The organism is Streptomyces sp. NPDC047974, from assembly GCF_040653375.1.
In the GTDB taxonomy this organism is placed as follows: Bacteria; Actinomycetota; Actinomycetes; order Streptomycetales; family Streptomycetaceae; genus Streptomyces.
Window position 1 is genome coordinate 49,774 of record NZ_JBEZNU010000003.1, and the last position, 26,244, is coordinate 76,017.

The 26,244-nt window shown below is 73.6% G+C and carries 24 protein-coding genes and 1 pseudogene; 9 read left to right on the forward strand and 16 right to left on the reverse strand.

Annotation, left to right across the window (positions count from 1 at the left end; all coding sequences use genetic code 11):
• The first annotated feature begins 38 nt into the window (after positions 1-38).
• Positions 39-1,457: a PepSY-associated TM helix domain-containing protein gene (locus AB0E19_RS05955; protein WP_362174873.1), complete on the forward strand. Its 1,419-nt coding sequence runs from the start codon at positions 39-41 to the stop codon at positions 1,455-1,457.
• Between the two features lie 7 nt (positions 1,458-1,464).
• Here AB0E19_RS05955 and AB0E19_RS05960 read toward each other — a convergent pair whose 3' ends face one another.
• The 4 genes from AB0E19_RS05960 to AB0E19_RS05975 all read right to left on the reverse strand — a co-directional run bounded on the left by AB0E19_RS05960 (position 1,465) and on the right by AB0E19_RS05975 (position 6,144).
• Positions 1,465-1,986: a winged helix-turn-helix domain-containing protein gene (locus AB0E19_RS05960; protein ID WP_362173960.1), complete on the reverse strand. Its 522-nt coding sequence runs from the start codon at positions 1,984-1,986 to the stop codon at positions 1,465-1,467.
• Between the two features lie 370 nt (positions 1,987-2,356).
• Positions 2,357-3,388 (reverse strand): glutamine synthetase, encoded by a 1,032-nt coding sequence (gene glnII, locus AB0E19_RS05965; protein WP_362173963.1) that lies wholly within the window; start codon positions 3,386-3,388, stop codon positions 2,357-2,359.
• Positions 3,389-3,580: 192 nt separating this feature from the next.
• Positions 3,581-4,744: a hypothetical protein gene (locus tag AB0E19_RS05970; RefSeq protein ID WP_362173966.1), complete on the reverse strand. Its 1,164-nt coding sequence runs from the start codon at positions 4,742-4,744 to the stop codon at positions 3,581-3,583.
• Complete coding sequence (locus AB0E19_RS05975) at positions 4,741-6,144, reverse strand: hypothetical protein (protein WP_362173969.1); 1,404 nt, start codon at positions 6,142-6,144, stop codon at positions 4,741-4,743. The genes AB0E19_RS05970 and AB0E19_RS05975 overlap by 4 nt, the downstream gene beginning before the upstream one ends.
• A 196-nt stretch (positions 6,145-6,340) precedes the next feature.
• On the opposite strand from AB0E19_RS05975, the gene AB0E19_RS05980 reads away from it, so the two are divergent.
• Positions 6,341-7,279 (forward strand): Gfo/Idh/MocA family oxidoreductase, encoded by a 939-nt coding sequence (locus AB0E19_RS05980; RefSeq protein WP_362173972.1) that lies wholly within the window; start codon positions 6,341-6,343, stop codon positions 7,277-7,279.
• Between the two features lie 13 nt (positions 7,280-7,292).
• Here the strand turns inward: AB0E19_RS05980 and AB0E19_RS05985 are convergent, their stop codons facing one another.
• On the reverse strand, positions 7,293-7,655 hold the full coding sequence (locus AB0E19_RS05985; RefSeq protein WP_362173975.1) for an arsenate reductase family protein: 363 nt from the start codon (positions 7,653-7,655) through the stop codon (positions 7,293-7,295).
• A 123-nt stretch (positions 7,656-7,778) separates the two neighbouring features.
• Between AB0E19_RS05985 and AB0E19_RS05990 the strand changes: the two genes are divergently transcribed.
• Positions 7,779-8,054: a hypothetical protein gene (locus tag AB0E19_RS05990; protein ID WP_362173978.1), complete on the forward strand. Its 276-nt coding sequence runs from the start codon at positions 7,779-7,781 to the stop codon at positions 8,052-8,054.
• A gap of 77 nt (positions 8,055-8,131) precedes the next feature.
• On the opposite strand, the gene glnA is transcribed toward AB0E19_RS05990, so the two are convergent.
• Positions 8,132-9,553: a type I glutamate--ammonia ligase gene (glnA, locus tag AB0E19_RS05995; protein ID WP_362173981.1), complete on the reverse strand. Its 1,422-nt coding sequence runs from the start codon at positions 9,551-9,553 to the stop codon at positions 8,132-8,134.
• 221 nt (positions 9,554-9,774) lie between these two features.
• Between glnA and AB0E19_RS06000 the strand changes: the two genes are divergently transcribed.
• Positions 9,775-10,242 carry an RDD family protein gene (locus AB0E19_RS06000; RefSeq protein WP_362173984.1) on the forward strand — a complete coding sequence of 156 codons (468 nt, stop codon included), beginning with the start codon at positions 9,775-9,777 and terminating at the stop codon, positions 10,240-10,242.
• A gap of 95 nt (positions 10,243-10,337) precedes the next feature.
• On the opposite strand, the gene AB0E19_RS06005 is transcribed toward AB0E19_RS06000, so the two are convergent.
• The 4 genes from AB0E19_RS06005 to lipB all read right to left on the reverse strand — a co-directional run bounded on the left by AB0E19_RS06005 (position 10,338) and on the right by lipB (position 13,392).
• A complete protein-coding gene (locus AB0E19_RS06005) occupies positions 10,338-11,048 on the reverse strand; it encodes a DUF4191 domain-containing protein (protein ID WP_362173987.1) in 711 nt (236 codons plus the stop codon).
• A gap of 10 nt (positions 11,049-11,058) precedes the next feature.
• Positions 11,059-11,274, reverse strand: a complete 216-nt coding sequence (locus tag AB0E19_RS06010) for a hypothetical protein (protein WP_362173990.1) — start codon at positions 11,272-11,274, stop codon at positions 11,059-11,061.
• A 240-nt stretch (positions 11,275-11,514) separates the two neighbouring features.
• Positions 11,515-12,480, reverse strand: a complete 966-nt coding sequence (lipA, locus tag AB0E19_RS06015) for a lipoyl synthase (protein WP_362173993.1) — start codon at positions 12,478-12,480, stop codon at positions 11,515-11,517.
• Between the two features lie 102 nt (positions 12,481-12,582).
• Positions 12,583-13,392: a lipoyl(octanoyl) transferase LipB gene (gene lipB, locus AB0E19_RS06020; protein ID WP_362173996.1), complete on the reverse strand. Its 810-nt coding sequence runs from the start codon at positions 13,390-13,392 to the stop codon at positions 12,583-12,585.
• 319 nt (positions 13,393-13,711) lie between these two features.
• Between lipB and AB0E19_RS06025 the strand changes: the two genes are divergently transcribed.
• Positions 13,712-15,211: a regulator gene (locus AB0E19_RS06025; protein ID WP_362173999.1), complete on the forward strand. Its 1,500-nt coding sequence runs from the start codon at positions 13,712-13,714 to the stop codon at positions 15,209-15,211.
• Positions 15,212-15,227: 16 nt separating this feature from the next.
• Here AB0E19_RS06025 and AB0E19_RS06030 read toward each other — a convergent pair whose 3' ends face one another.
• On the reverse strand, positions 15,228-16,520 hold the full coding sequence (locus AB0E19_RS06030; protein ID WP_362174876.1) for an NAD(P)/FAD-dependent oxidoreductase: 1,293 nt from the start codon (positions 16,518-16,520) through the stop codon (positions 15,228-15,230).
• Between the two features lie 240 nt (positions 16,521-16,760).
• Positions 16,761-17,675 (reverse strand): TIGR01777 family oxidoreductase, encoded by a 915-nt coding sequence (locus AB0E19_RS06035; protein WP_362174002.1) that lies wholly within the window; start codon positions 17,673-17,675, stop codon positions 16,761-16,763.
• Between the two features lie 47 nt (positions 17,676-17,722).
• Between AB0E19_RS06035 and AB0E19_RS06040 the strand changes: the two genes are divergently transcribed.
• Both AB0E19_RS06040 and AB0E19_RS06045 read left to right on the forward strand, forming a co-directional pair.
• Complete coding sequence (locus AB0E19_RS06040) at positions 17,723-18,223, forward strand: GNAT family N-acetyltransferase (RefSeq protein ID WP_362174005.1); 501 nt, start codon at positions 17,723-17,725, stop codon at positions 18,221-18,223.
• Positions 18,224-18,454: 231 nt separating this feature from the next.
• Positions 18,455-19,111, forward strand: a complete 657-nt coding sequence (locus AB0E19_RS06045; RefSeq protein ID WP_362174008.1) for a hypothetical protein — start codon at positions 18,455-18,457, stop codon at positions 19,109-19,111.
• 4 nt (positions 19,112-19,115) lie between these two features.
• Here AB0E19_RS06045 and AB0E19_RS06050 read toward each other — a convergent pair whose 3' ends face one another.
• Positions 19,116-19,757: a TetR family transcriptional regulator gene (locus AB0E19_RS06050; RefSeq protein ID WP_362174012.1), complete on the reverse strand. Its 642-nt coding sequence runs from the start codon at positions 19,755-19,757 to the stop codon at positions 19,116-19,118.
• A gap of 118 nt (positions 19,758-19,875) precedes the next feature.
• On the opposite strand from AB0E19_RS06050, the gene AB0E19_RS06055 reads away from it, so the two are divergent.
• Positions 19,876-20,670, forward strand: coding sequence for an SDR family oxidoreductase (locus tag AB0E19_RS06055; protein WP_362174015.1), 795 nt, complete (start codon positions 19,876-19,878; stop codon positions 20,668-20,670).
• Between the two features lie 34 nt (positions 20,671-20,704).
• On the opposite strand, the gene AB0E19_RS06060 is transcribed toward AB0E19_RS06055, so the two are convergent.
• Complete coding sequence (locus AB0E19_RS06060; protein ID WP_362174879.1) at positions 20,705-21,229, reverse strand: DUF4240 domain-containing protein; 525 nt, start codon at positions 21,227-21,229, stop codon at positions 20,705-20,707.
• A gap of 98 nt (positions 21,230-21,327) precedes the next feature.
• Between AB0E19_RS06060 and AB0E19_RS06065 the strand changes: the two genes are divergently transcribed.
• Positions 21,328-22,248: an SDR family oxidoreductase gene (locus tag AB0E19_RS06065; protein WP_362174018.1), complete on the forward strand. Its 921-nt coding sequence runs from the start codon at positions 21,328-21,330 to the stop codon at positions 22,246-22,248.
• On the opposite strand, the pseudogene AB0E19_RS06070 reads toward AB0E19_RS06065, so the two are convergent.
• Positions 22,239-23,229 (reverse strand): annotated as a pseudogene (locus tag AB0E19_RS06070) (WYL domain-containing protein). The gene AB0E19_RS06065 and the pseudogene AB0E19_RS06070 sit on opposite strands and share 10 nt — an antisense overlap.
• Before the next feature lie 61 nt (positions 23,230-23,290).
• On the reverse strand, positions 23,291-25,993 hold the full coding sequence (gene aceE, locus AB0E19_RS06075) for a pyruvate dehydrogenase (acetyl-transferring), homodimeric type (protein ID WP_362174021.1): 2,703 nt from the start codon (positions 25,991-25,993) through the stop codon (positions 23,291-23,293).
• Positions 25,994-26,244: the final 251 nt, after the last annotated feature.

The window sequence follows — 26,244 nt, forward strand, 5'->3', positions numbered from 1 at the left end:
AGACGCCCGAAACGCCCGAGACAACTGAAACGCCCGAGGTGCCCAAGCCGCCGAAGACGCCCAAGGCACCCGAGGCACCCGAGGCGCCCGCCTCCCCGCCGTCCCGCCGCGGTGCCTGGGCCGCCCTCCGGCCCCTCCTCCTCCGGCTCCACTTCACCGCCGGTCTCCTCGCCGCCCCCTTCCTCCTCGTCGCCGCCCTCAGCGGGCTGCTCTACGCGCTGTCCTTCCAGGCGGAGAAGGCCGTGTACGCGCACGAGCTCTCCGTGCCGGCCGGCGACGCCGTCCTCCCGCTGGACCGCCAGGTCGGCCTGGCCCGTGAGGCGAACCCGGACGGCACCGTCACCGCCGTCTGGCCCGGCGCCGAACCGGGCGCGACCACCCGCGTCCTGATGGCCGACCCCGACGCCCCCGAGGGCACCTCGCTCGCCGTCTTCGTCGACCCGTACACGGGCGAGGTGCGCGGGCAGCTGCCCAGCTACGGCAGCGGCGGCGCCCTGCCGCTGCGCACCTGGATCGACGGCCTGCACCGCGACCTCCACCTCGGGGAACCCGGCCGGATCTACAGCGAACTCGCCGCGAGCTGGCTCTTCGTGCTGGTCCTCGGCGGCCTCGTCCTCTGGTTCGCCCGGCGCCGCACCAGGCGGCGGGCGCTGTTCCTGCCGGAGCGCGGCCCCAAGTCCCGCCGCCGCACCCTCTCCTGGCACGGCTCGGTCGGCCTCTGGGCCGCCCTCGGTCTGCTGCTGCTCTCCGCGACCGGCCTGACCTGGTCCCGGTACGCCGGCGAGAACATCGGCGCCCTGCAGGACGGTCTCGGCGGCGCCACCCCCACCCTCTCGGCCGGTGTCGAGGGCGGCACGGGCGGCGCGGGCGGCGAGCACGCGGGCCACGGCCCCGGCCACCGGCCGGCCGACCCCGCCCCGGCGCCCACCGCCGACATCGGCGTCGACCGGGCCGTCGCCGCCGCCCGCGCCGCCGGGATCGACAGCACCTCGATAGCCGTCACGCTGCCCGCCGAGGGCAGGGGTTACGTCGTGAAGGAGACCGACAAGCAGTTCCCGGTCGAGCTGGACCAGGTCGCCCTGGACCCGGCCGACGGCACCGTCCTCGACCGGCTCTCCTTCTCGGAGTACCCGCTCCTCGCGCAGCTGACCCGGATCGGCATCGACGCCCACACCGGCGTCTTCCTGGGCCTGTTCAACCAGCTGGCCCTCGCCGCCCTCGCCCTCGCGCTGGTCCTGATGATCGTCTGGGGCTACCGCATGTGGTGGCTGCGCCGCCCCCGCCGCCCGGTCGGCCGGGGCGCCTGGCGGAAGCTGCCGGTGACGCTCCTGCTGCCGCTCGCGGCGACGGCCGCGGTCGTCGGCTGGTTCGTCCCGCTGCTCGGCGTCAGCCTGCTGGTGCTCCTGGCGGCGGAGCTCGTCCTCGCCCTGGTGAACCGGCGGGCGAGGACGCGCTAGCCGCCGGTCAGGGCAGGTACTTGTAGCCGACCCGCCGCACGGTCTGGATCGTGCGGCGGTGCTCGGCGCCCAGCTTGCGGCGCAGCCGGGCCACGTGGACGTCGACCGTCCGCCCGTCGCCCACGTGGCCGTACCCCCACACCGTCTGCACCAGCTGGTCGCGGGTGTGCACCCGGTACGGGTGGGCGACGAGGTGGGCGAGCAGCTCGAACTCCAGATACGTCAGGTCGAGCGCCCGCCCGTCGACGGTGGCGATCCGCCGCTCGTCGTCGATGGCGACCGGCCCCTCGACCCCGGCCGGCACCGGTGCGGGCGGTTCCTGCTCGGCGGGCAGCAGCACCAGGTAGCCGACCATCGGCGGCCGGCCGGGCAGCGTGGGCAGGGCGTGCGGAGGCGCGGGCAGCAGCGTGGCACCCGGCGGCAGGAAGTCGGCGACCCGGGCGAGCCCGGCGACCTCGTCGGGGGCGACGGCGCGCAGGCGGGGGCGGGCGGCGGGGGCGAGCGGGGCGGCGGCCTGGACGTGGGCCATGGTGAGGACTCGGCTTTCTCGCGTGAAGAAACGGACGGACAGGCGTCGTACGTCACTGCGCGTCGGCCGAAGGCCACGGACCGGACGGGTCTCCGGTCGGGGTTTTAGAGGGCCGACGCGTTCCTCACGCGCCGACAGCACCGGTCGAAGTCGTGGTGCTGGCGGGAAGGCCAGAACGGCTCGAGGTCATGGCGACCCCGCGCGCTGTCGTTCCGCTCCATGCTGGCCATATCCCTATTAAACCAGGAGGGAACGCCGGAGCGAAGGGGTGTCCACGGGGAGAGACGCCCGCCGGACGGCCGGACGCCCGCCGAACGCGAAGGTGCCCGCCGGGCGAACCGGCGGGCACCTTCGGGGAACTGGCGGGCGATCAGACCTGGCCGGCCTTCTCCAGCGCCTCGCAGCAGGTGTCCACGATGAGGCGGGTCACCACGTACGGGTCGACGTTGGCGTTCGGGCGGCGGTCCTCGATGTAGCCCTTCTGGTCCTGCTCGACCTGCCACGGGATGCGGACCGAGGCGCCGCGGTCCGAGACGCCGTAGGAGTACTCGTCCCACGGGGCGGTCTCGTGCAGGCCCGTCAGGCGCTCGTCGATGCCGGCGCCGTAGTTCTTGACGTGGTCGAGCGGCTTCGAGCCCTGGCCCAGCGACTCGCACGCGGTGATGATCGCGTCGTAGCCCTCGCGCATCGCCTTGGTGGAGAAGTTGGTGTGCGCGCCCGCGCCGTTCCAGTCGCCCTTCACCGGCTTCGGGTCGAGGGTCGCGGAGACGTTGAAGTCCTCGGCCGTGCGGTAGAGCAGCCAGCGGGCGATCCACAGCTGGTCGGAGACCTCCAGCGGGGCCAGCGGGCCGACCTGGAACTCCCACTGGCCGGGCATGACCTCGGCGTTGATGCCGGAGATGCCGAGACCGGCCTTGAGGCAGTTCTCCAGGTGCGCCTCGACGATCGGACGGCCGTGGATCTCGTCCACGCCGACGCCGCAGTAGTAGCCGCCCTGCGGGGCCGGGAAGCCGTTGACCGGGAAGCCGAGCGGACGGGTGCCCTCGAAGAAGGTGTACTCCTGCTCGATGCCGAAGATCGACTCCTGGGCGGCGTACTTGGTGGCGACCTCGACCAGCGCGGCGCGGGTGTTGGAGGCGTGCGGGGTCATGTCCGTGTTGAGGACCTCGCACAGCACCAGGATGTCGTCGCCGCCGCGGATCGGGTCCGGGCAGGAGAAGACCGGCTTGAGGACGCGGTCCGACGCGTGGCCCTCGGCCTGGTTGGTGCTGGAACCGTCGAAGCCCCAGATCGGCAGCTCCGCCAGCGGCAGACCCTCGCCCGCGATGATCTTCGTCTTGGAACGAAGCTTCGCGGTCGGCTCGGTGCCGTCGATCCAGATGTACTCAGCCTTGAAGGTCACGGGGTCATCCTTAGGGCGTGGCGTGCTGCTGCGGGTGTCGTCCGCGGCGGCTCGCGGCGCTGCGAGAAGCTGCGGGGCGGCGCCGAACGTCCGGCCGGTGACCCGGCCCGCCGCCCGTGGCGCCTTTCGTGTGACCGCAGCTTCGCAACACGGGATTTCCCGGCGGTTGCCCGTTTGTGAACCCCGTGTTACTCAGCCTTCCTGTGATACGCGCGCCGCCCGTGCGAGGCCGTGCGCGTCGAGCAGCGGGCCGAAACCGGCCGACCGGATCCGCCGGACCAGCTCCTCGCCCGAGACGCCCAGCGCCTCGGCCGTCCGCCCCGGGTGCCAGTCGCAGGACGCCAGCCGGCGGAGCAGGTGACCCCGTCTGACCTGCGCGTCCGAGAGCCGGAAGGTCTTCAGGTACGCCGTCCGCCCCTTGCGGTCGGTGATCAGCTCGCCGATGTGCTGCTCCCGCCCGTCCCGCAGGAACGGCGGCAGGAAACGGTACAGGGAGAAGGACCCCATCCGGTACGCCCGCTCGAAGGCGTACGGCGTCTCCAGGAGGTCCCGCGCCATCAGCCCGTCGTGCGCCACCGCCCAGCGCCGCTCCTGCTCCCGGGCCGCCGCCCGCAGGTCCGCGAGGTTCCGGATGCCGCCGGCGCCGTCCCCGATCCGGGCCGTGAACTCGGGCACCGGCGCGCCGTAGTGCGCGTACTGGTGCACCAGCTCGCCGTACAGGTCCTCCACCAGCGTCGGATGCAGCAGCCGGTAGTCCTCCGGATGCGGCACGACGAAGGCCGCGGCCAGCGCGTCCGCCGCGTACACCAGGACCCCGCACTGGCCCGGGTGCACCTCGAAGACCCGCAGCGCCTCCGAGAGCCCCGGCACGTCCACGCCCGCGTACGCCGCCTCCGCCCGCGGCGGGAGACCCCGCCGCAGCGCCTGCCGCGACCACTCCTCCCACAGCACCGTCGGACCGCCGAAGTGCAGCGAGAGGTACCCGTCCAGGGCGAGGTGGAGCGGCAGGAAGCGCAGCCGGCGCTCGCCGCGCCGCCGCTTGGCGAGCCGGTGGTGCGGGGCGCGCACGGGCACGGCGGCGCGCGGCGCGTCCCCGAGCCGGGTGCCGTACGCCGCCTCCTCCTCCCGGCCCGTCCCCGACCAGTCGGCGACGAAGCCGTGCGGGACGTACGACGTGTAGACGGTGCCGTCGCCGACGTCCACGGACGAGGACCCGTCCCCGTGGGCCCGCTCGTACACCTCCCGGTGCAGCCGCAGCCCCTCGACCGGCTCCTCCCGCACCAGCGGCACGAGCCGGATCCCGCCCCACACCTGCGCGGCCCGCACGTCGAGCCCGGTGAGATCGATCCGCGTCACCGTCCCGCCCCCTTCTCGTGCTCCGCCAGGAAGTCCGCCACCCGCCGGTCCAGATAGGCGCGCAGCTCCGTGAGCCCGGTCCGCCCCTCGGCGAACCCGGCGATCTCCACGAGCGCCGGCAGGTCCTCCGCGTCCCGGATGCCGACGGCCGGCACCGACGGCCCGAGCCGGCGCACGTCGAACACCCCCGCGTCGTATACGGGGTTCACGTGCACGGCCGCCGTCCGCCGCTCCGGGTCGAGCCGCGACCGCCACACCCGCAGCACCTCGCCCGCCAGGCCCGGCGGAGCGTTGTCCCAGCCGTCCGAGACGACCACGAGCCGCTCGGGCCGGCCGTCGAGCGCGTCGAGGATCCGCAGCCCCAGCGGAGTGGGCCCGTACGGCCTGACCAGCAGCGGATCCGTACCGCCCGAGGTCCACAGACCGGTGTACGCCCCCGGGGCCGCCAGCGCCTCCAGGAGGAAGTGGCAGCCGAGCGCCACCGCCAGCGGCCGGCGCCGCTTCACCGCCGAACCCGACGAGGAGAAGCTGTCGTCGAGGACCGCCGCGACCCGCCCCCAGCTCCCCGCGTACGGCCCCGCCGCCCGCCGCGCCGCCGCCCGCAGCGCCCCGGTCAGCTCGGCCCGCCGCGCCGCCCGCTCGGCGAACGGCAGCGCGAGCACGTACAGCGCCAGCCGGGTCAGCGGCATCACGGTCAGGTCGGGGGCTCCCGCGGTCCGGGCGCTCCGCAGCCGTTCGAGCCGGGTCATCCGGGGCGCGATCCGCTCCAGGAACACCTCCCGGTCCACCCCGTGGCGCGCCGCGAAGCCCTCGGCGACCGTGAACGGCAGCTCGTACAGCGCGTCCTCGGCGTAGTGGGCCCGCCGGTACGCCTCCAGGGTCCGGTTCTCGTACCGCACCCGGCGCCCGGGCGCGAAGAGGAAGTCGCCGGTCTCGGCGTCGGCGGGCGCCACGTGCGCGTGCTTGAGGGCGGCCTTCACCCCGGGCCGGTACTTCACGGCGTCGAGCGCCGGATCCGGCCGGGCCGCCAGCCACTCCCGCACGATCGCGCGCGTGCGCCGGTTGTTCACCCCGGCCTCCCGCAGCGCCCGGAACAGCCGGTAAACCCGCGGCGGCGCCATCCGCGCCAGCCGGGCCGCCACCAGGCGGCCCTCCCCGTCCCCGGCCTCGCCCGGCGTGCGCAGCAGCTGCTCGACGACGAGCGCGGCGTTGTGGTCGTTGATGTCGAGCGCGAGGCACGCGGCGTACAGCGGCCGGTAGTTGACCCGTACGTACTCGTGCAGGAAGGCGAGCGACAGCCGCTGTTCGGCGGCGGAGGAGCGGAACTCCCGCTGCCCGGTGGCGGTCACGGCCGCGTTGACGAACAGCAGCACGTCCTCCGCGGCGACGAGCTCGGACACGACGCCCCCTGTCTTTCGCGTGTCGGGGTGCCGGCCGGGGAGAGGGAGCACGATCAGCGAAGACGTTGCTTTACAAGGCAGGTATCGGAAGTCGTACCGAAGTCCCGCGGCCGGCACCCGAGCACGCTAGACGCCGCGGACCCCCCGCCGCCACCGCTTTCCCGCCCGCCCGCGCCCACACGGCAGACTGGCCCCCATGGCCACGCACAGCACCCTCCCCGCCTCCGCCGCTCTCCCCGTCCTCCCCGACCGTCCCCGCATCGGCCTCCTCGGCACCGGCCCCTGGGCCGCCCGCACCCACGCCCCGGCGCTCGCCGCCCACGAGGGGGTGGAGTTCCAGGGGGTGTGGGGCCGCCGCCCGGAGGCCGCCGCCGAACTGGCCGCGGCGCACGGCACGCGCGCGTACGACGACCTGGACGCCCTCCTCGACGCCTGCGACGCCGTCGCGTTCGCCCTTCCGCCGGACGTCCAGGCGCCGCTCGCCGCCCGCGCCGCCCGGGCCGGCCGCCACCTCCTTCTCGACAAGCCGCTGGCGACCACGGTCGAGGCGGCCCGCGAGGTCACGGAGGCGGTCGCGGAGACGGGCGTCGCCTCGGTCGTCTTCTGCACGCTGCGCTTCGCCCCGGAGACGGCCCGCTGGATCGAGGAACAGCGGGCGACGGGGGGCTGGTACGTCGCCGAGGCCCGCTGGCTCGGCTCCCTCTACGGCCCCGGCGCCGCCGGCCCGTACGCGGCGAGCCCCTGGCGCCGCGAGAAGGGCGGCCTCTGGGACGTGGGCCCGCACGTCCTCTCGGTCCTCGTCCCGGTCCTCGGCGACGTCACCCGGGTGCGGGCGGCGAAGGGCCCGGACGACACCCACCACCTGGTCCTCGGCCACACGACGGGCGCGAGCAGCACGGCCACGCTCACCCTGAGCGCCCCGCCGGCGGCGGCCGGCGCGTCCCTCACCCTCCACGGCACGGCGGGCAGCACCACCCTCCCGGCCTGGAACGGCGCCCGGCCCGCGTACACCGAGGCGATCACCGCCCTGCTCGCCGCGGCCCGCACCGGCACCCCCCACCCCTGCGACGCCCGCTTCGCCCTCCGCCTCACCGAACTCCTCACGGAGGCGGAGGCGGAGGCGACGCCCCTGTGAGCGCGGACGGCGGCTAACGCCGGCCGAGGGCGTCGCGGACGGCCTCCTCGGTGCGGCCGACGACGGCCGTACCGTCGTCGGCGGTGATGAGGGGCCGCTGGATGAGCTTCGGGTGGGCGGAGAGCGCCTCGATCCACCGCTCCCGGTCACCCGGCTCCCGCCCCCACTCCTTCACGCCGAGCTCCTTGGCGACGGCCTCGCCGGTCCGCGTGATGTCCCACGGTTCGAGCCCCAGCCGTCCGAGCACGGCCCGGATCTCGTCCGCGGAGGGCACGTCCTCCAGGTACTTCCGGACGGTGTACTCGGCCCCCTCCGCGTCGAGCAGAGTGAGGGCGCCACGGCACTTGGAACAGGCGGGATTGATCCAGATCTCCATCCCTCCACGCTACCCCCAAACCCCGTCCGACCAGGCCCGATTGTCAGTGCCCCGCTCTAGAATGGGAGTCGAAGGCAAGGGCCCCGGGGAGGGCCCCCGCCACCGTTCGCCAGGAGGTAGCCCATGGCAGTCGCCGTGATCCGCAGGCCGTCCATCGAACCCTTCACGCCCGTCGAGAAGAAGGCCCTTCCGGCCGGCCGCCCCCGCGAGTGGTACGTCACGCACAACCGCCGCCTGAAGGCCATGCGCCTCGCGATCGCGCTCCTCGACTCCGGCGTCTACGTCCCGAGGAAGGCGACCAACGCCACCATCCGCACCATGGCCGAGCGCATAGGCATCCACCCGCCCTCGAACCTCACCTGCCGCATGGTCCGCACCTTCATCCGCGACAAGCGCTGACTTCCGGCGACGGCGAAGGCCGCCGCCCCGGGATCCCGGGACGGCGGCCTTCGTGGTGGTGCGGGGTGCCTCGCGGCTTAGAGGTCGTAGTAGAGCTCGAACTCGTGCGGGTGCGGGCGGAGCTGGATCGGGGCGATCTCGTGGGTGCGCTTGTAGTCGATCCAGGTCTCGATCAGGTCGGAGGTGAAGACGCCGCCGGCCTGGAGGTACTCGTTGTCCTCCTCCAGGGCCTTGAGGACGGCCTCCAGGTTGGTCGGGACCTGCGGGACGCTCGCGTGCTCCTCGGGGGCGAGCTCGTAGAGGTCCTTGTCGATCGGCTCCATGGGCTCGATCTTGTTCTTCACGCCGTCGAGGCCCGCGAGGAGGAGGGCGGAGAAGGCGAGGTACGGGTTCGAGGACGGGTCCGGCGCGCGGAACTCGACGCGCTTGGCCTTCGGGTTCGAGCCCGTGATCGGGATGCGCATGGCGGCCGAGCGGTTGCGCTGCGAGTAGACCAGGTTGACCGGCGCCTCGAAGCCCGGGACCAGGCGGTGGTAGGAGTTCACCGTCGGGTTGGTGAAGGCGAGCAGCGACGGGGCGTGCTTGAGGATGCCGCCGATGTAGTAGCGGGCGGTGTCCGAGAGGCCCGCGTAGCCGGCCTCGTCGTAGAACAGCGGGTCGCCGTTGGACCACAGCGACTGGTGGACGTGCATGCCCGAGCCGTTGTCGCCGAAGATCGGCTTCGGCATGAAGGTCGCGGACTTGCCGTTCCGCCAGGCGACGTTCTTGATGATGTACTTGAACAGCATCAGGTCGTCGGCCGAGGCGAGCAGCGTGTTGAACTTGTAGTTGATCTCGGCCTGGCCGGCGGTGCCCACCTCGTGGTGCTGGCGCTCGACCTGCAGGCCGACCTTCTCCAGCTCCAGGGACATCTCGGCGCGCAGGTCGGCGAAGTGGTCGACCGGCGGGGCCGGGAAGTAGCCGCCCTTGTAGCGGACCTTGTAGCCGCGGTTGTTCTCCTCGGAGCCGGTGTTCCAGGCGCCGGCCTCGGAGTCGATGTGGTAGAAGCCCTGGTTCGCGGAGGTCTCGAAGCGGACCGAGTCGAAGACGTAGAACTCGGCCTCGGGGCCGAAGTACGCGGTGTCGGCGATGCCGGTGGAGGCGAGGTACGTCTCCGCCTTCTTCGCGATGTTCCGCGGGTCGCGGCTGTAGGCCTCGCCCGTGATCGGGTCGTGGATGAAGAAGTTGATGTTGAGCGTCTTGTCGCGGCGGAACGGGTCCAGGCGGGCCGTCGAGAGGTCGGCGCGCAGCGACATGTCGGACTCGTGGATGGCCTGGAAGCCGCGGATCGACGAGCCGTCGAAGGCCAGCTCCTCGGACGGGTCGAAGGCCGTCGCCGGGATCGAGAAGTGCTGCATCACGCCGGGAAGGTCGCAGAAGCGGACGTCGACCATCTTGACGTCCTCGTCCTTGATGAACTTCGCGACTTCTTCGGCGTTCTGGAACCCGTGCTTGGACATCCAACTCCTCCTACTCCCGGCCCGGGGAGGGGCGGGGTTGCAGCTCGGTGATGCACCAGTGCGGTGGCGCACGCTCGTACCCGACCCTAGGCAGTCGGGATTTCTCAAGCATGACCCATTTGTTTCGTCGAAGTTAACCGGGACGTGTGGTGTCCCTCCGTGTCGCGCCTCAGCCGCACCCGGACCGAAGTGATCGAAAACGGGCGCAGTACGGTGGTCGGGTGGACAACAGGCAAGCACTCGGATCGTGGCTCTCCGGCCCCCGTGCCGCGGCGGAGCAAGCAGGCGTGGACTTCGGTTACCGGGGGCAGCAGCTGGGCCTCCCCGAGGAGGGCCCCGGCTCCATCGCCCGCCCGGGCGCGCGGCTCGGCGCGCTCGCCGTGGACTGGGGCCTGTGCCTGCTGATCGCATACGGTCTCATCACCGACGGCTACGGCCAGGCGACCAGCAACTGGGCCCTGCTCATCCTCTTCGCCCTGAACGCCCTCACCGTCGGTACCGTCGGCGCCACCCCGGGCAAGCTCCTCTTCCGCCTGCGGGTCGTCTCGGTCGCGGGCGGCCGGCTCTCGCTGCCCCGCGCCGTGCTCCGCGCGGCCCTGACCTGCCTGGCGATCCCCGCCCTGGTCTGGGACCGGGACGGCCGCGGTCTCCACGACCGCTTCTCCGGCGCCGTCCAGGTGCGGGTCTGACGTCCGACCCGGGACGCGGGAGAACAGACGAAAGGGCGGTGCCCCGGACCTCTCGGAGGTCCGGGGCACCGCCCTTTTCCGGTTCTTCGTGCGCGTCAGCGCATCTTTCCGCCGCGCGGCATCTTCATGCCCTTGGGCATCGGGCCCTTCGGCAGCGGCATGTTGCTCATGAGGTCGCCCATCGCGCGCAGCCGGTCGTTGGCCGCCGTCACCTGGGGGCCGCTGAGCAGCCGGGGCAGCTTCAGCATCTTGGTGCGGACCTTCTTGAGCGGGACCTGGCCCTCCTCCTCGTCGTTGCCGACGATGATGTCCGTCACCGGCACGTCGACCAGGATGCGGGCCATCTTCTTCTTCTCGGCCACGAGGAGGGGCTTCAGCCGGTTCGGGTTGCCCTCGCCGACCAGGACGATGCCCTGGCGGCCGACGGCCCGGTGCACCACGTCCTGGCTGCGGTTCATCGCGACCGCCGGGGTGACCGTCCAGCCGCGCCCGATGTTCTGCAGCACCGCCGCGGCCGCGCCCGGCTGGCCCTCCATCTGCCCGAAGGCCGCCCGCTCGGCGCGCCGGCCGAAGACGATCGCCATCGCCAGGAGCGCCAGGACGAAGCCCAGGATGCCCAGGTAGACCGGGTGTCCGATCAGGAAGCCGATACCGAGGAGGACACCGAGTACGACGATGCCCACGCCGGCCACGACGAGCCCGACCTTGGGGTCGGCCTTCCGGGTCATCTTGTACGTGAGGGCGATCTGCTTCAGTCGCCCTGAGTTCGCGGCGTCAGCGCCGCCCGTGTTTGCCTTCCTCGCCATGCCTTGAAGTCTACGTGGCCCGGGACGTCCGGCCAGACGCGGCCTCCAGCACGTGCTGGGCCTCGACGCGGTCCTTGGCGCGGCGGCGGTCCTCCAGGACGGCGGTCCAGGCGTTGCGGCGGGCGGTGCGCTGGCCGGCGCCCAGGAACAGGGACTCGACGGCCCGCAGGGCGCCGGTGACGGACGGGAGGGCACTGACGCGGACGTGCGTCTGGGCGGCCGGCATGGAGGGGTCCTCTCTCGGGAGCGAGTGAGACGAGGTGGGGGGCGAGCGGATGGTGGCGGTGCGTGGAACCATGCTCACAGAACGGTGTTACCAGGGCATGACCCGACGGTCAAACCCTGATGAAACGCTGATGCGGGACCCCCGAACGGCGGAGCGGCCCGTACCGCCCCGCTGAACTGCGGGGCCGTACGGGCCGCTCCCCCGCCGGTCCTACCGACGGGTAACAACATGTGCGGGGACTCACACCGCCTGGACGGCCTCCATCGCGCCGCGCTTCTCGATCGCCTGCTGGTACAGACGGCCGGCGCGGTACGAGGAGCGGACCAGCGGGCCCGACATCACACCGGAGAAGCCGATCGCGTCGGCCTCCTCCTTCAGCTCCACGAACTCCTGCGGCTTCACCCAGCGCTCCACGGGGTGGTGCCGGACGGAGGGGCGCAGGTACTGGGTGATCGTGATGAGCTCGCAGCCCGCGTCGTGCAGCTGCTTGAGCGCCTCGCTGACCTCCTCGCGGGTCTCGCCCATGCCGAGGATCAGGTTGGACTTCGTGACCAGACCGTAGTCGCGGGCCTGGGTGATGACGTCCAGCGAGCGCTCGTAGCGGAAGCCGGGGCGGATCCGCTTGAAGATCCGCGGGACGGTCTCGACGTTGTGCGCGAAGACCTCGGGGCGGGAGTCGAAGACCTCCTTGAGGAGCTCCGGCACCGCGTTGAAGTCGGGGGCGAGCAGCTCGACCTTGGTGCGGCCCGCGGCGCGCTCGGCGGTCTGCTGGTGGATCTGGCGCACGGTCTCGGCGTACAGCCAGGCGCCGCCGTCCTCCAGGTCGTCGCGGGCGACGCCGGTGATGGTGGCGTAGTTCAGGTCCATCGTGACGACCGACTCGCCCACGCGGCGCGGCTCGTCGCGGTCGAGGGCCTCCGGCTTGCCGGTGTCGATCTGGCAGAAGTCGCAGCGCCGGGTGCACTGGTCCCCGCCGATGAGGAAGGTCGCCTCGCGGTCCTCCCAGCACTCGAAGATGTTGGGGCAGCCCGCCTCCTGGCAGACCGTGTGCAGGCCCTCGCTCTTCACGAGGCTCTGCATCTTCGTGTACTCCGGACCCATCTTCGCGCGGGTCTTGATCCACTCGGGCTTGCGCTCGATGGGGGTCTGGGCGTTCCGGACCTCCAGGCGCAGCATCTTGCGTCCGTCGGGGGCGACTGCGGACACATCGGCTCCTGTAGCTTCGATTCTTCGGCGCACACCAGGGTACGCCCGTTGCTTCCATGCCTTGCTACGTCTGGCCAACCCGTGGCCAGAGCCCGGCATTCCTCAGGCGGACGCCGTCTCCACGGGCCGCTCGATCTCGCGCGGCTTGAGCTCCGCGTTCTCCAGCACGTCCCGCAGGTGCCTCTCGACCACCGGGAGGACCTCCTCGACGGTGATGTCGCGGCCCAGCTCGTTGGCGAGCGAGGCGACGCCCGCGTCGCGGATGCCGCACGGGATGATCCGGTCGAACCAGGCGTTGTCCGGGTTCACGTTGAAGGAGAAGCCGTGCATCGTGACGCCCTTGGCGACGCGGATGCCGATGGCGGCCAGCTTCCGGTCCTCGCGGCGCTGGCCGGCGTTGGAGGGGGCGTACTCGGGGCCGTGCAGTCGAGGGTCGAACTCCTCGTCCGTCAGCCGCGGGTCGAAGTCCAGCGAGAGCCCGCCGAGGGAGGGCCGCCGCTCGACCGGGTCGCCGAGGACCCAGACCCCGCTGCGCCCCTCGATCCGGGTGGTCGCCACGCCGAACTCGGCGGCGGTCCGGATCAGCGCCTCCTCCAGGCGGCGCACGTGCGCGACGACGTCCACCGGGCGGGGCAGCTTGAGGATCGGGTAGCCGACCAGCTGGCCCGGGCCGTGCCAGGTGATCTTGCCGCCGCGGTCGACGTCGACGACCGGGGTCCCGTCGAGCGGGCGCTCGCTGTCCTGCGTGCGCCGGCCCGCCGTGTAGACCGGCGGGTGTTCCAGGAGCAGACAGGTGTCGCCGATCTCGTCGGCGAATCGCGCTGCGTGCACCTCGCGCTGCTTGTCCCAGGCCGTCCGGTACTCGACGGCGTCCGTGCCGAAGCCCAGGCGGACGAATTGCAGCTCACTCACGGCCATGCCTCCTCCTGGGTGCCCGCGGCCGGGTTCCGGGGATCGTCCCGGGGCGGGAGCCGGCCCGGCACCCTGCGTCTTACGCGCCCCTGCCACTGTACGGCGGCGCGCCGCGAACCCCTCGGGCAGGTGGAGACGGGTGCGGGCCGGGCCCGCTGTCAGCGCGAAGTGGCAACCATGGTTCCGGTTCCTCACACGATCGGATGAATGTGGGGCGAAGCTGGCGGTACGGGCCGGGAGGACCGCTACATTCACGCCGTTCCATGAGGGTCGAAAACGGGCTGCCACCTGCGCCCGAAGGCAGGAGACCGCACAGCCGATGACGGAACGACCACCGCAGCGCGTCCCGAACCGCCAGCTCGCCGCGCTCATCGCCGAGGCCGGGTTCTCCAACGCCGGGCTCGCCAGAAGGGTGGACCAGCTCGGTCTGGAGCACGGGCTCGACCTGCGGTACGACAAGACCTCCGTGACCCGCTGGCTGCGCGGGCAGCAGCCGCGCGGCACCACCCCGGCCCTCATCGCCGAGGTCTTCACCCGCCGCCTGGGCCGCCGCCTCACCGCCCAGGACCTCGGGCTCGACGCCTGCGCGCCGGTCTACGCGGGCCTGGAGTTCGCCGCCACCCCCGAGGAGGCCGTCGACATCGTCAGCGGCCTGTGGCGCAAGGACTCCGGCAGCCACGCGGAGCTCCGCAAGATCGCCTTCACCCCGGCCGGCCTCGTCGTGCCCAGCCGCGACTGGCTCATCGGCCGCGCCGACGACCGCGTCGCCCGCGGCGAGCCGGTGCCCCCGCCGCCGCAGGTCCGCCCGGCCGTCCCCGGCGGTCCGGTCCGTGCGATCGGGACCCAGGACCCCCGGGTGCCGCCGCAGGGCCGCCACTCCGTCCCCCGCCAGCGCGGCACGGAACGCGGCCCCGGCCAGCGCGTCACCGGCGGCGACATCGCCGCCCTCCGCTCCGTCGGCGACCTCTTCCGCACCCTCGACCACGCCTACGGCGGCGGCCACGCCCGCCAGGCCCTCGTCCGCTACCTGGAGCACGAGGCCGAGCCCATGCTCCGCGGCACCTACGGCGAGTCCACCGGCCGGCGCCTCTTCGCCGCCGCCGCCGACCTCACCCGGCTCGCCGGCTGGACCTCGTACGACATCGCCGCCCACGGCCTCGCCCAGCGCTACTTCGTCCAGGCGCTGCGGCTGGCCCAGGCCGCCGGGGACCGGGCCTACGGCTCGTACGTCCTGCTCACCATGAGCTGCCAGGCCGTCTACCTCGGCCACGGGCGCGAGGCCGTCCAGCTCGCCCGGGTCGCCCAGCAGGGCGTCGGCTCCGCCGCGCCCCCGGTCGTCCAGGCGATGCTGCACGCCGTCGAGGCCCGGGGACACGCCGTCCTCTCCGAGGCCCGGGCGTGCAGCGCCGCCCTCGTGCGGGCCGAGCGGGCCCTGGAGTCCGCCCGGCCCGGCGACGAGGTGCCCTACTGGGCCCGCGCCTTCGACGAGGCCCAGCTCGCCGACGAGCTGGGCCACTGCCACCGCGACCTCCAGCAGTACCGCCCCGCCGCCCAGCACGCCGAGCGGGCCCTCCAGCTCCGCGCCCCCGGCTACGCCCGCAGCCGGCTCTTCTGCCGGGTCGTCCTCGCCACCGCCCGGCTCGCCCTCGGCGAGCTGGACCAGGCGTGCGCGCTCGGCGCCGAGGCCGCCCAGCAGGCCGCCGAGATGCGCTCGGCCCGCGCGATCGAGTACGTCCGCGACTTCGAGCGCCGCCTGGAGCCCTACCGCGACGCCCCGCCCGTCCGCACCTACCGCGACCGCGTCTCCGCCCTCGGCTGACCGGGGGCCCGGCGCGTCAGGCGGCCTCCTCCTCCGCCTCCTCCAGGACCGCGGGGCGCAGCCCCAGGTCGGCGAGGACGGCGTCCGCGGCGCGCTCGCCGGAGGCCAGCGTGGAGCGCAGGGTGCCCGCCGCGCGGTGGTCGCCGCAGACGTACAGGCCCGCGAGCAGCCGCACCGAGCGGCGGGGGTCGTGCGCCGGGGGAGTGGCCAGGACCGCGTCCCGGGTGTGGTGCAGGGCCAGCAGCTCCCACTCGTCCGTGGAGGTGCCGTACAGCGCCGCCAGGTGCTTGCGGACCCGCCGCTCGGCGTCGTCCGGCGGCGTCCCGAGGACCGTCGAGGTGATCAGCGGCCGGCCCGCCGGCGCCCGCGTCGGGTCCACCGCGCTCATCACCGCCGTGTGCGCCACCGGTCCGCCCGGGTCGGACTCCAGGAGCAGCGTCGGATCCGTGGTCGGCGCCACCGGCGCCGTGTGGTGCACCACCGTCACCGGGTGGTACGCCGGGACCCGCAGGCCCGGCAGGAGTCCGGCCGCGCTCCGCGCCCCGGTCGCCAGGACCACCGCCCGGCAGCCGACCGGCCCGTGCTCCGCCGTGTCGACCCGGGCCACCGACATCGCCGTGACCCGGACGCCGGTCCGCACCGTGCCCGGCGGCAGCAGCGCCGCGAGCCGCTCAGGAACGGCCGCCGACCCGCCTTCCGGCACCGACACCCGGCCCCGCGCGAAGGCCCGCAGCGCCAGGTCCGCCCGCCGGCTCGACACCGCCAGGTCCGGGTCGGCGAGGAGGGCCGCGAGCAGCGGCCGCAGCACCGTCTGCACGGTCCTGGACGGCAGCCGGCCCGCCAGCGCCTCCCGCGCGGTCCGCTCGGGCCGGGCGAGCAGCCGCTGCGTCGGCGTCGCCGCGAGCCGCACCAGCGAGGCGCCGAGCCGCGCCTGGTCCAGGGAGGCCGCCGGATGCCGGGGGGCGCTCGCGAGGGCGCGCGCCACGGTGAACGCGCCCCTGCGGGTCCTCGGGTGCGGGGCGCCCCAGCGCGCGTACCGCCCGTCGGTGTGGATCAGCACCCCGGGCGCGAAGGGCCGCGGCACCACGCCGCCGAGCCCCGGCAGGGCCCGCAGCTCCTCCGGGGCGAGGGTGAGCAGCCGGCCCACCCGGTCGAGCCGGAAGCCGTCGGCCTCGCCGGTGGCGTGCCGGCCGCCGATGTGCGGCTCGGCCTCCAGGACGGCGACCGAGAGCCCCGCCCCGGTGAGCCGCCGGGCCGCCGTGAGCCCGGCGATCCCCGAGCCCACGACGACGACGTCGACGTCCTCGATGTCGCCGGCGTGCTGTGCCTGTGCCTGCTGTGCGCTGCGTGCGGTACTGAGCACGTGCCCCTCCCCAGGTCTGCGCCGCCTGTTGGTGGCCTATGCCCCCAACCGGCCCCCGGAATGCCCGAGTTCGCGATCCATGTCGACTGGTGGCCACCGAGGGTAGGCAGCGCTCCCACGGCACCGGGCCCGCGCGCGGCGGGCTTGCCGGAGCACGGGGGAGCGCAGGGAGCGCTCGGGCGCGGCTCAGCGGGGCGCGGCGGCCCGGATCGACGCGTCGATGGTGGGGAAGGCGAAGGTGAAGCCGGAGGAGAGCAGGCGCCCGGGCAGCACCCGCTGGCTGCCGAGGACGTCGGCGGCGAAGTCCCCGAGGACCAGCTTCAGGGCGGCGGCGGGGACCGGGAAGGGCGTCGGGCGGCGCAGGACGCGGCCCATGGCGGCGGTCACCTCGCGGTTGGTGACCGGATCGGGGGCGGTGAGGTTCACCGGCCCGGAGAGCGTCGGAGTGTCCATCAGGTGCCGCAGGGCGGCGACCTCGTCGTGGAGCGAGATGAAGGACCAGTACTGCCGGCCGTCGCCCATCCGTCCGCCGAGCCCGGCCCGGAAGACGGGGAAGAGCCGCCCCCAGGCGCCGCCCTGACGGGCCACCACCAGTCCGGTGCGGGCGTACGTCACCCGGATCCCCGCGTCCTCGGCGGGCGCCGCGGCGGCCTCCCACTCCACGCACACCGAGGGCAGGAAGCCGGTGCCGGCCGGGGCGCTCTCGTCCACCGCCCGGCTGCCGGTGTCGCCGTACCAGCCGAGGGCGGTGCCGCAGACCAGGGTCTCGGGCGGCTCGGCGAGCCCGGCGAGGGTCCGGGCGATCGCGGTGGTGCCGAGCACCCGGCTGTCCCGGATCTCCTTCTTGTACGCCTCGGTCCACCGGCGCTCGCCGACGCCGGCGCCCGCCAGGTGCACGACCGCGTCGACGCCGACGAGCCCGGCCCCGTCCACGTACAGCCGCTTCGGGTCCCACTCGACCTCGTCGGCGGTCCTGGCCGGGCGGCGGACGAGCCGCAGGACGTCGTGGCCGTCGGCGCGCAGGGAGCGGACGAGGGCGGCGCCGATGAGCCCGGAGGCCCCGGTGACGGCGACACGCTTGCGGTGGGCGGAAGGCTGCATGCCCCCATCCTGCCCGGTGGGCGGCCGGGCGTGGCAGAGTGGCCGTCATGACCGAGTCGGAGAGCTTCGTGATCCGCGCCGCCCTCCCGGGCGACGCCGAGCCGCTGGGCCTGCTGGACCGGGCCACCTGGTCGACGCTGCACGCGGTGGCGGCCGCGCCCTCGGAGCCGTACCCGCCCTTCTTCGACGAGCGCCACCTGCCGGAGGAGCACCTCGTCGCCGAGCTCGACGGCACCCTCCTCGGGTACGTGCGCGTGGGGCGCCCCACCCCGCTCCCCTCCAACGCCCACGTCCGCCAGATCCAGGGCCTCGCCGTCGCCGACGCGGCCCGGGGCCAGGGGGTGGGCCGGGCGCTGGTGCGGGCGGCCCTGGCGAAGGCGGCCGCCGACGGCGCCACCCGGATCACCCTGCGGGTCCTCGGCCACAACGGCCCGGCCCGCGCCCTCTACGAGGCCGAGGGCTTCACCGTCGAGGGGGTCCTGCCCGGCGAGTTCGTCCTCGACGGCGAGCCCGCCGACGACGTCCACATGGGCCGCTCGCTGGGCTAGGCCGTCTCTTCCGGATCATGCCGGGCCCGCGCCTCCCCCGGCTACCGCCGGGAGGTGCCCCCACCGCATGGACTCCCTCCTCCGCCTTGCGAGCGCGCGCACCGGACGCCGCTCCCCGATCCGGCCCGATCCGGAAGAGACGGCCTGGCGCCGCGCTCTGTTCCCCAGGGGGGAGCGCCCGTACGATCGGCGCGGCGGCTGCTTTCACGGGCCACGCGCGAGGGGGACGGGATGCGGGGAGCCGAATGGGCGGAGCGCGCGTTACGGCTGATGGCCGACGGCCGGGACGCCGACCCGGAGACGGCGCGGCGGACGGCCCGGCTGCGCCTGCTCGTGGAGGACCGGCTGCGGACGAGTGAGCTGGGGGCGGCCGCCCTCGCGCGGCTGCGCTCCGAACCCGGTGAGGGGGCCTTCGCCATCGCGGTCTCGGTGCTGGCCGACGAGGCGGCCCGGGACCCGGCCTTCGCGTCGTTCCTCGCGGAGGCGGTGACGGCCGCCTCGGCCACTCCGGGTGCCGGGGGAGCGAAGACCCCCGCCGGTCCCCCTCCACCGCCCCTGCCGCCGGGGCCACCACTGCCGGCGGCTTACCCCGGCCCGGGCGTGCGGCCCCCGCTCCCGCCCCTCCCGCCGCACCTCGCCATGAGCGCGGTGTGGATCTGGCTGCTCGGCCTGCCGACGACGCTGTTCGGCTACGTCGTGTCGGCGGTCTTCCACGGCATCGGGCCGATCCTCCTGCTGGTCCTCATGGTCGGTGGTCTCGGCACCGCCGTCGTCTGGGGCGTCCGGCTGCTGCGCCGATACCGGAGCGCCTCCGTGCTCGCCGCCACGGTCGTGCACGCACTGGTCCTGCTGCTTCTCCTGGCGAGTTTCCTCGCGAGCGTGGCCTGACCGGCTACAGATCCAGTCCGCCCGTCAGGCCGAGCAGGCAGCGCAGGGCGAGGGCGGCGGGGGAGCCGGGGCCCTCGACGGGGGCGTCGTCGGACTCGGCCCAGCTCTCCAGGGCGATCCGGATCGCGTCGGTGGCGGCCGCCGCGGCGAGCCGCACCTCCAGCGGGTCCGCGCCGGGGCCGGCGAGGACGGTCAGGACCTCGCGGAGCCGTTCCTCCGACTCCTGGTTGACCCGGTACCAGACCGCGCGCAGCGCCGGGTCCTCGGCCGAGGCGCGCAGCAGCCCCCGGGTCCAGCGCAGGCCCTCGGCCCCGGCCTCGTCGACCGGGGTGAGGGAGGCGACGATCGAGCCCTCCAGGGCGGCCGCCAGGGGCGTCCCGGGGGCGGTGGCGGCGAGCGACTCCCGCCAGCGGTCGGCGCCGCCCGCGAGGAGCGGGGCGACGGCGTCCTGCTTGGAGCGGAAGTAGCGGTAGAAGGTGCGCAGCGCGACCCCGGCCCGCTGGGCGATGGACTCCGCGGTGGTGGCGTCGGGCCCGTCCTCGCTGAACAGCTCGGCCGCCGCGCGGGCGATGTCCAGCTGCGTGGCGGCCTTGCGGCGCTGGGTCAGGGAGGGCGGCGCGGTCGTCGGCCCGGGTCGGTGGCTCACCGTACGAGGGTACGCCCCCGGACCCCTTGAGTGCATGAATTGCAAGGGTGGCAAAACGTGCCACTTCGGCGTACGGTGGACGCCAGGCAGAGAAGCTTGACATCGAGAGGTCGCCGCCATGAACCAGCTCACCCGTTACGAAGGACGCCGCGCACTCGTCACCGGCGGCGGCTCCGGCATCGGCCAGGCCACTGTTTTGCGCATGCTCGCCGAGGGCGGCCGCGTCGTCGCCGCGGACATCAGCGAGGACGGCCTCAAGGACACCGTCGCCAAGGCCGGCGACGCCGCCGACCGCCTCACCACGGTCGTCGTCGACGTCGCCGACGAGGAGTCCGTACGCACCGGCGTCGCCGCCGCCGTCACCGCCCTCGGCGGCCTGGACGTCCTGGTCAACGCGGCCGGTGTGCTCCGCTCCTCGCACACCCACGAGACCAGCCTCGCCTCCTTCGAGCAGGTGCTCCGGATCAACCTGACCGGCACCTTCCTCATGATCCGCGAGGCCGTCCCGGCGCTGCTGGAGGGCGACGGCGCCGCCGTCGTCAACTTCTCCTCCACGTCCGCGATGTTCGCCCACCCCTACATGGCGGCCTACGCGGCCAGCAAGGGCGGCATCCAGTCCATGACCCACGCGCTCGCCGCCGAGTACGCCAAGCAGGGCATCCGCTTCACCGCCGTGCAGCCCGGCTCCATCTCCTCCGGCATGACCGACGGCTCCGGCGCCAGCAAGCAGTCCGTGGGCCCCGGCCTCCCCGCCGACGCCGACATGTCGCTCTTCATGAAGCTCGCCCCCGCCCTCGGCCAGGGCTTCGCCGGCCCCGAGACCGTCGCCGGCGTCGTCGCGATGCTCGCCTCCGAGGACGGCCGCTTCATCACCGGCACCGAGGTCCGCGTCGACGGCGGCACCCACTTCTGAGCGCCGCCCCCCCGGTTCAGGCCCGGCCCACCGGTCAGGGCCTGAACCGCTCCCACAACCGGGGCAGCCGGGCCGCGAGCGCCTCCTCGTCGGCCAGGTCCAGCGGCACGCCCTCCGGATCGCCGTCCGGCATCGCGATCCCCAGCTCCGGCGTCTCCGTCCCGGTCAGCGTCTCGTACGCCTCGTCCGCCGCGAAACCCAGCTCCTCGCCGTCCCCGTCCAGCTCCGGGTCGAACTCCTCCAGGAGCCCCGCGAGCCCGTCCGGATCGGCGACCCCGCCCTCGTACACCTCCCGTCCCTGCCCGATCAGCCAGCAGCGGAAGGCGTCGAAGCCCTCCTCGCCCGCCCCCGCCCCGTCGAGCAGCACCGCCGCCGCACCCCACACGTCCCAGTGGTACGCGCGGTTGAACCGGGCCTCGAAGTGGCGCGCGTAGTCGAGCACCGTGTCCGGATCCAGCCGGGTCAGCCGCTCCACCAGCAGATCCGCCTGCTCCTCGGGATCGCCCTCGGCGTCCGCGCGGGTGGCGTCGATGAGCTCCCAGAACTCGGTCTCGTCCATCACGGGACCAGCATCCTGGTTCCCCGACCCCGACGCACCCGGAAAGTCCGGATTCCATCCGGACAGAAGATGTCGGGTATTCCTGCCAGCCTGGAACCATGACCACCGAGACCACGCCGCTGCACGGACGGATCTGCCTCGTCGCCGGGGCCACCCGGGGCGCCGGACGGGCCATCGCCGTCCAGCTCGGCACCGCCGGAGCCACCGTCTACGTCACCGGCCGCACCACCCGCGAGAAGCTCAGCGAGGTCGGCCGCGCGACCGAGACCATCGAGGAGACCGCCGAACTGGTGACCGCCGCCGGCGGCCGCGGCATCGCCGTCCCCACCGACCACCTCGACCCCGAGCAGGTCCGCGCCCTCGTCGACCGGATCGACCGCGACCACGGCCGGCTCGACGTCCTCGTCAACGACGTCTGGGGCGGCGAACACCTCCTCGTCTTCGGGAAGAAGACCTGGGAGAACGACCTCGCCGGCGGACTCAGGATGCTCGAACTCGGCGTGCGGACCCACGCCATCACCTCGCACCTCGCGATCCCGCTGCTGATCCGCAACCCGGGCGGACTCGTCGTCGAGGTCACCGACGGCACCGCCGCGTACAACGGCACCCGCTTCCGCGAGAACCTCTACTACGACCTCACCAAGAACGCGCCGATCCGGATGGCCTTCGGCCTCGCGAAGGAACTGGAGGAGTTCGGCGGCACGGCCGTCGCCGTCACCCCCGGCTGGCTCAGGTCGGAACAGATGCTCGCCGGCTTCGGCGTCACCGAGGAGAACTGGCGCGACGCCACCGCGAAGGTCCCCGACTTCGCCGTCTCCGAGTCACCGGTGTACGTGGGCCGGGCCGTCGCCGCCCTCGCCGCCGACCCCGACCGGCACCGCTGGACCGGAAGGTCCCTGTCCAGCGGCGAGCTGGCGAAGGAGTACGACTTCACCGACGCGGACGGCTCCCGGCCCGACGCCTGGGGCTTCATCGTCGCGGGCGAGACGGGCAAGCCCGACGTGGCCGACTACCGGTAGCGCTCCGCCGCCGCCCGCGCGGCCTCGGCGAAGCGCGCGCGCAGGGAGGCGGGGGCCACCACCTCCGCCTCCGGGCCGAGCCCGAAGAGCTGCCCGAAGGCGACCTCCTCGCTCTCCACCCGCAGCGTCGCCGTCACCCGGCCGTCGCCGTCCGGCACGGCTCCCGCCAGCGCCTCCTCGGCCGCCGCCCGGTCCGTCACGAACGGCAGCCGGCGCGCCCCCCGCGGCGTCAGCCGCACCACCGCCTCGGCCCGCAGCAGCGAGCGCGCGAACTCCGCCGCCCGCTCCGCCCAGAAGGCCGCCAGGTCGAAGTCCGGGTCGCGCTCGAACCGCTCCTCGCCCACCGCCACCGCCGTGAACCGGTCCACCCGGTAGGTGCGGTACGGGCCTCCGGCGCGGGCGCAGACGTACCAGACGCCCGCCTTCAGGACGAGCCCGTACGGATCGAGCTCCCGCTCGACCTCCTCGCCGTCGCCCCGCCGGTAGCGCGCCGAAAGCCGGCGGTCGTCCCAGACCGCCTCCGCCACCGCGGGCAGCGACTCCGGCGTCTCCGGCTCCCGGTACCAGCCGGGCGCGTCTGGGGGCACCTCCCAGCGGTAGCTGGGGGAGGAAGCGGCGGGCCGCCGAACCCGGCGCGTCCGCCAGCGAGGGCAGCAGCGCCGCCGACACCTTCAGCCGGGCCGCCGAGGCCGCGTCCTGCAGGCCCATGTCCCGCAGCGCGCCCGGCAGCCCGGAGAGGAAGAGCGCCTCCGCCTCGTCCCGGGCGAGCCCGGTCAGCCGTGTGCGGTACCCGCCGACGAGCCGGTACCCACCGGTCCTGCCCCGGTCCGCATACACGGGAACCCCCGCCTCCGAGAGGGCGAGGGCATCACGCGCGACGGTCCGCTCCGACACCTCCAGCTCGGCGGCGAGCTCGGCCGCCGTCATGGAGGCACGGTTCTGGAGCAGCAGGACCATCTTGATCAAACGGGCGGCGCGCATGAGGACATCATGCGCGCCGCCCCTCTTTTTCGAGGCTCGGTCCGCCTCCGACAACCGGCCCTTACAGGCCGTAGCGCTCGCGCGCCTCCTTGACGGCCGTGGCCGGGACCTCGCCGCGGCGGGCGAGCTGCGCCAGGGACGCGGCCACGATCGACTGGGCGTCGACACCGAAGTGGCGGCGGGCCGCGGCGCGGGTGTCCGAGAGGCCGAAGCCGTCGGCGCCCAGCGACGAGTAGTCCTGCTCGACCCACTGCGCGATCTGGTCCGGGACCTGGCGCATGTAGTCGGAGACCGCCAGGACCGGCGACTCGACGCCCGCGAGGGCCTGGCGCACGTACGGCACGCGCTCCTCGCCGCGCAGGAGGGCGGCGTCCGCCTCCAGGGCGTCGCGGCGCAGCTCGGTCCAGGAGGTGGCGGACCACACGTCGGCGCCCACGCCCCACTCCTCGGCGAGCAGCTTCTGGGCCTCCAGGGCCCAGTGGATCGCGGTGCCCGAGCCGAGCAGCTGGATCCGGGGGGCGTTGGCGGGCAGCGTCAGGCCGGCCGACTCCGCGGTGTTGAAGCGGTAGAGGCCCTTGACGATGCCCTCGTCGACGCCCGCGTGGCCCGGCTTGGCCGGCTGCGGCATCGGCTCGTTGTAGACCGTCAGGTAGTAGAAGACGTCCTGGTCCTCGCCCGGCGCGGCCTCGCCGTACATCCGGCGCAGACCCTCCTTGACGATGGCCGCGACCTCGTAGGCGAACGCCGGGTCGTAGGTCAGGGCGGCCGGGTTGGTGGCCGCGATGACGGGGGAGTGGCCGTCGGCGTGCTGGAGGCCCTCGCCGGTCAGCGTCGTGCGGCCGGCGGTGGCGCCGACGAGGAAGCCGCGGCCGAGCTGGTCGCCGAGCTGCCACATCTGGTCGGCGGTCCGCTGCCAGCCGAACATCGAGTAGAAGATGTAGAAGGGGATCATCGTCTCGCCGTGCGTGGAGTACGCGGTCGACGCGGCGATGAAGTCGGCCATCGAGCCGGCCTCGGTGATGCCCTCGTTCAGGATCTGGCCGTTGACGGCCTCCTTGTAGTACATCAGCTGGTCGCGGTCGACCGGCTCGTACGTCTGCCCCTTCGGCGAGTAGATGCCGAGCGAGGGGAAGAGGGACTCCATGCCGAAGGTACGGGCCTCGTCCGGGACGATCGGGACCCAGCGCTTGCCGGTCTCCTTGTCGCGGACCAGGTCCTTCACCAGACGGACGAAGGCCATCGTGGTGGCGACCGACTGCGAGCCGGAGCCCTTGTCGAAGGAGGCGAAGGCCTTCTCGGACGGGGCCGGGAGCGGCGCGACCGGGTGGACGCGACGGGCCGGGGCCGGGCCGCCGAGGGCCGCGCGGCGCTCCTGGAGGTAGCGGACCTCGGGGGAGTCGGCGCCCGGGTGGCCGTAGGGCACCACGCCGTCGACGAACTGGGCGTCCGAGATCGGCAGCTCAAGAAGGTCACGCATGTTCTTGAACTCGTCCGTCGTCAGCTTCTTCATCTGGTGGTTCGCGTTCTTCGACGCGAAGCCCTCACCCAGGGTGAAGCCCTTGACGGTCTGCGCCAGGATCACGGTCGGGGCGCCCTTGAACTCCAGGGCGGCCTTGTACGCGGCGTACACCTTGCGCGGCTCGTGGCCACCGCGCGAGAGGTGGAAGCACTCCAGGATCTTGTCGTCGGAGAGCAGCTGCGCCATCGCGACGAGCGCCGGGTCCTTGCCGAAGAAGTCCTGGCGGATGTAGGCGGCGTCACGGGTCTGGTACGTCTGGACCTGCGCGTCCGGCACCTCGCGGAGGCGGCGGACCAGGGCGCCGGTGGTGTCGAGCGCGAAGAGCTCGTCCCAGGCGTTGCCCCAGAGGCTCTTGACGACGTTCCAGCCGGCGCCGCGGAACTGGGCCTCCAGCTCCTGCACGATCTTGAAGTTGGCGCGGACCGGGCCGTCGAGGCGCTGCAGGTTGCAGTTGATGACGAAGGTCAGGTTGTCCAGACCCTCGCGGGCCGCGAGCGCGAGTGCCGCGGTCGACTCGGGCTCGTCCATCTCGCCGTCGCCGAGGAAGGCCCAGACGTGCGAGGCGGAGACGTCCTTGATGCCGCGGTTGGTCAGGTAGCGGTTGAAGCGCGCCTGGTAGATCGCGGAGAGCGGGCCGAGGCCCATGGAGACGGTGGGGAACTCCCACAGCCAGGGCAGGCGGCGCGGGTGCGGGTAGGAGGGCAGGCCGTTGCCGCCCGACTCCTGCCGGAAGTTGTCGAGGTGCGACTCGTCCAGGCGGCCGTCGAGGAAGGCGCGGGCGTAGATGCCGGGGGAGGCGTGGCCCTGGATGTAGAGCTGGTCGCCGGAGCCGTCCCCCTCCTTGCCCTGGAAGAAGTGGTTGAAGCCGGTCTCGTAGAGCCAGGCCGCGGAGGCGAAGGTGGCGATGTGGCCGCCGACGCCGTGCTTCGAGCCGCGGGTGACCATCGCGGCCGCGTTCCAGCGGTTCCACGCGGTGATCTTCCGCTCCAGCTCCTCGTCGCCGTCGATGGCGGGCTCGGAGAAGGTGGGGATGGTGTTGACGTAATCCGTCTCCAGCAGCTTGGGCAGGGCCAGGCCCGCGCCCTCGGCGTGCTGGAGCGTGCGGCGCATCAGGTAGGCGGCCCGGTGAGGGCCGGCGGCCTTGGTGACGGCGTCCAGGGAGGCCGCCCACTCGGCGGTCTCCTCGGTGTCACGGTCCGGGAGCTGGTCGAGCTCGCTCGGAATCTTGCCTACGGGATCGGTCATGATCGCCGCCTTCCGGACAGATGGGGGTGGAGATAAAAACGGTGGCCTTGTCTGGCAGGACAGGGCTGTGGGCCGGGTGACGGCCCGCCGACGACTGTAAACCGCCGATCGATGATCGATCAAAGGGTTGAAGGAGGAAACCTCTTCAGATCGAGAAAGTCGGCACAGGGTGCCGCGAAAAGGGGCACCCGGTGCCTTGTTTTCGAACGGTCCCGAAACGCTCGGAGCCCCGTCGAAACGGGGCTCCGATA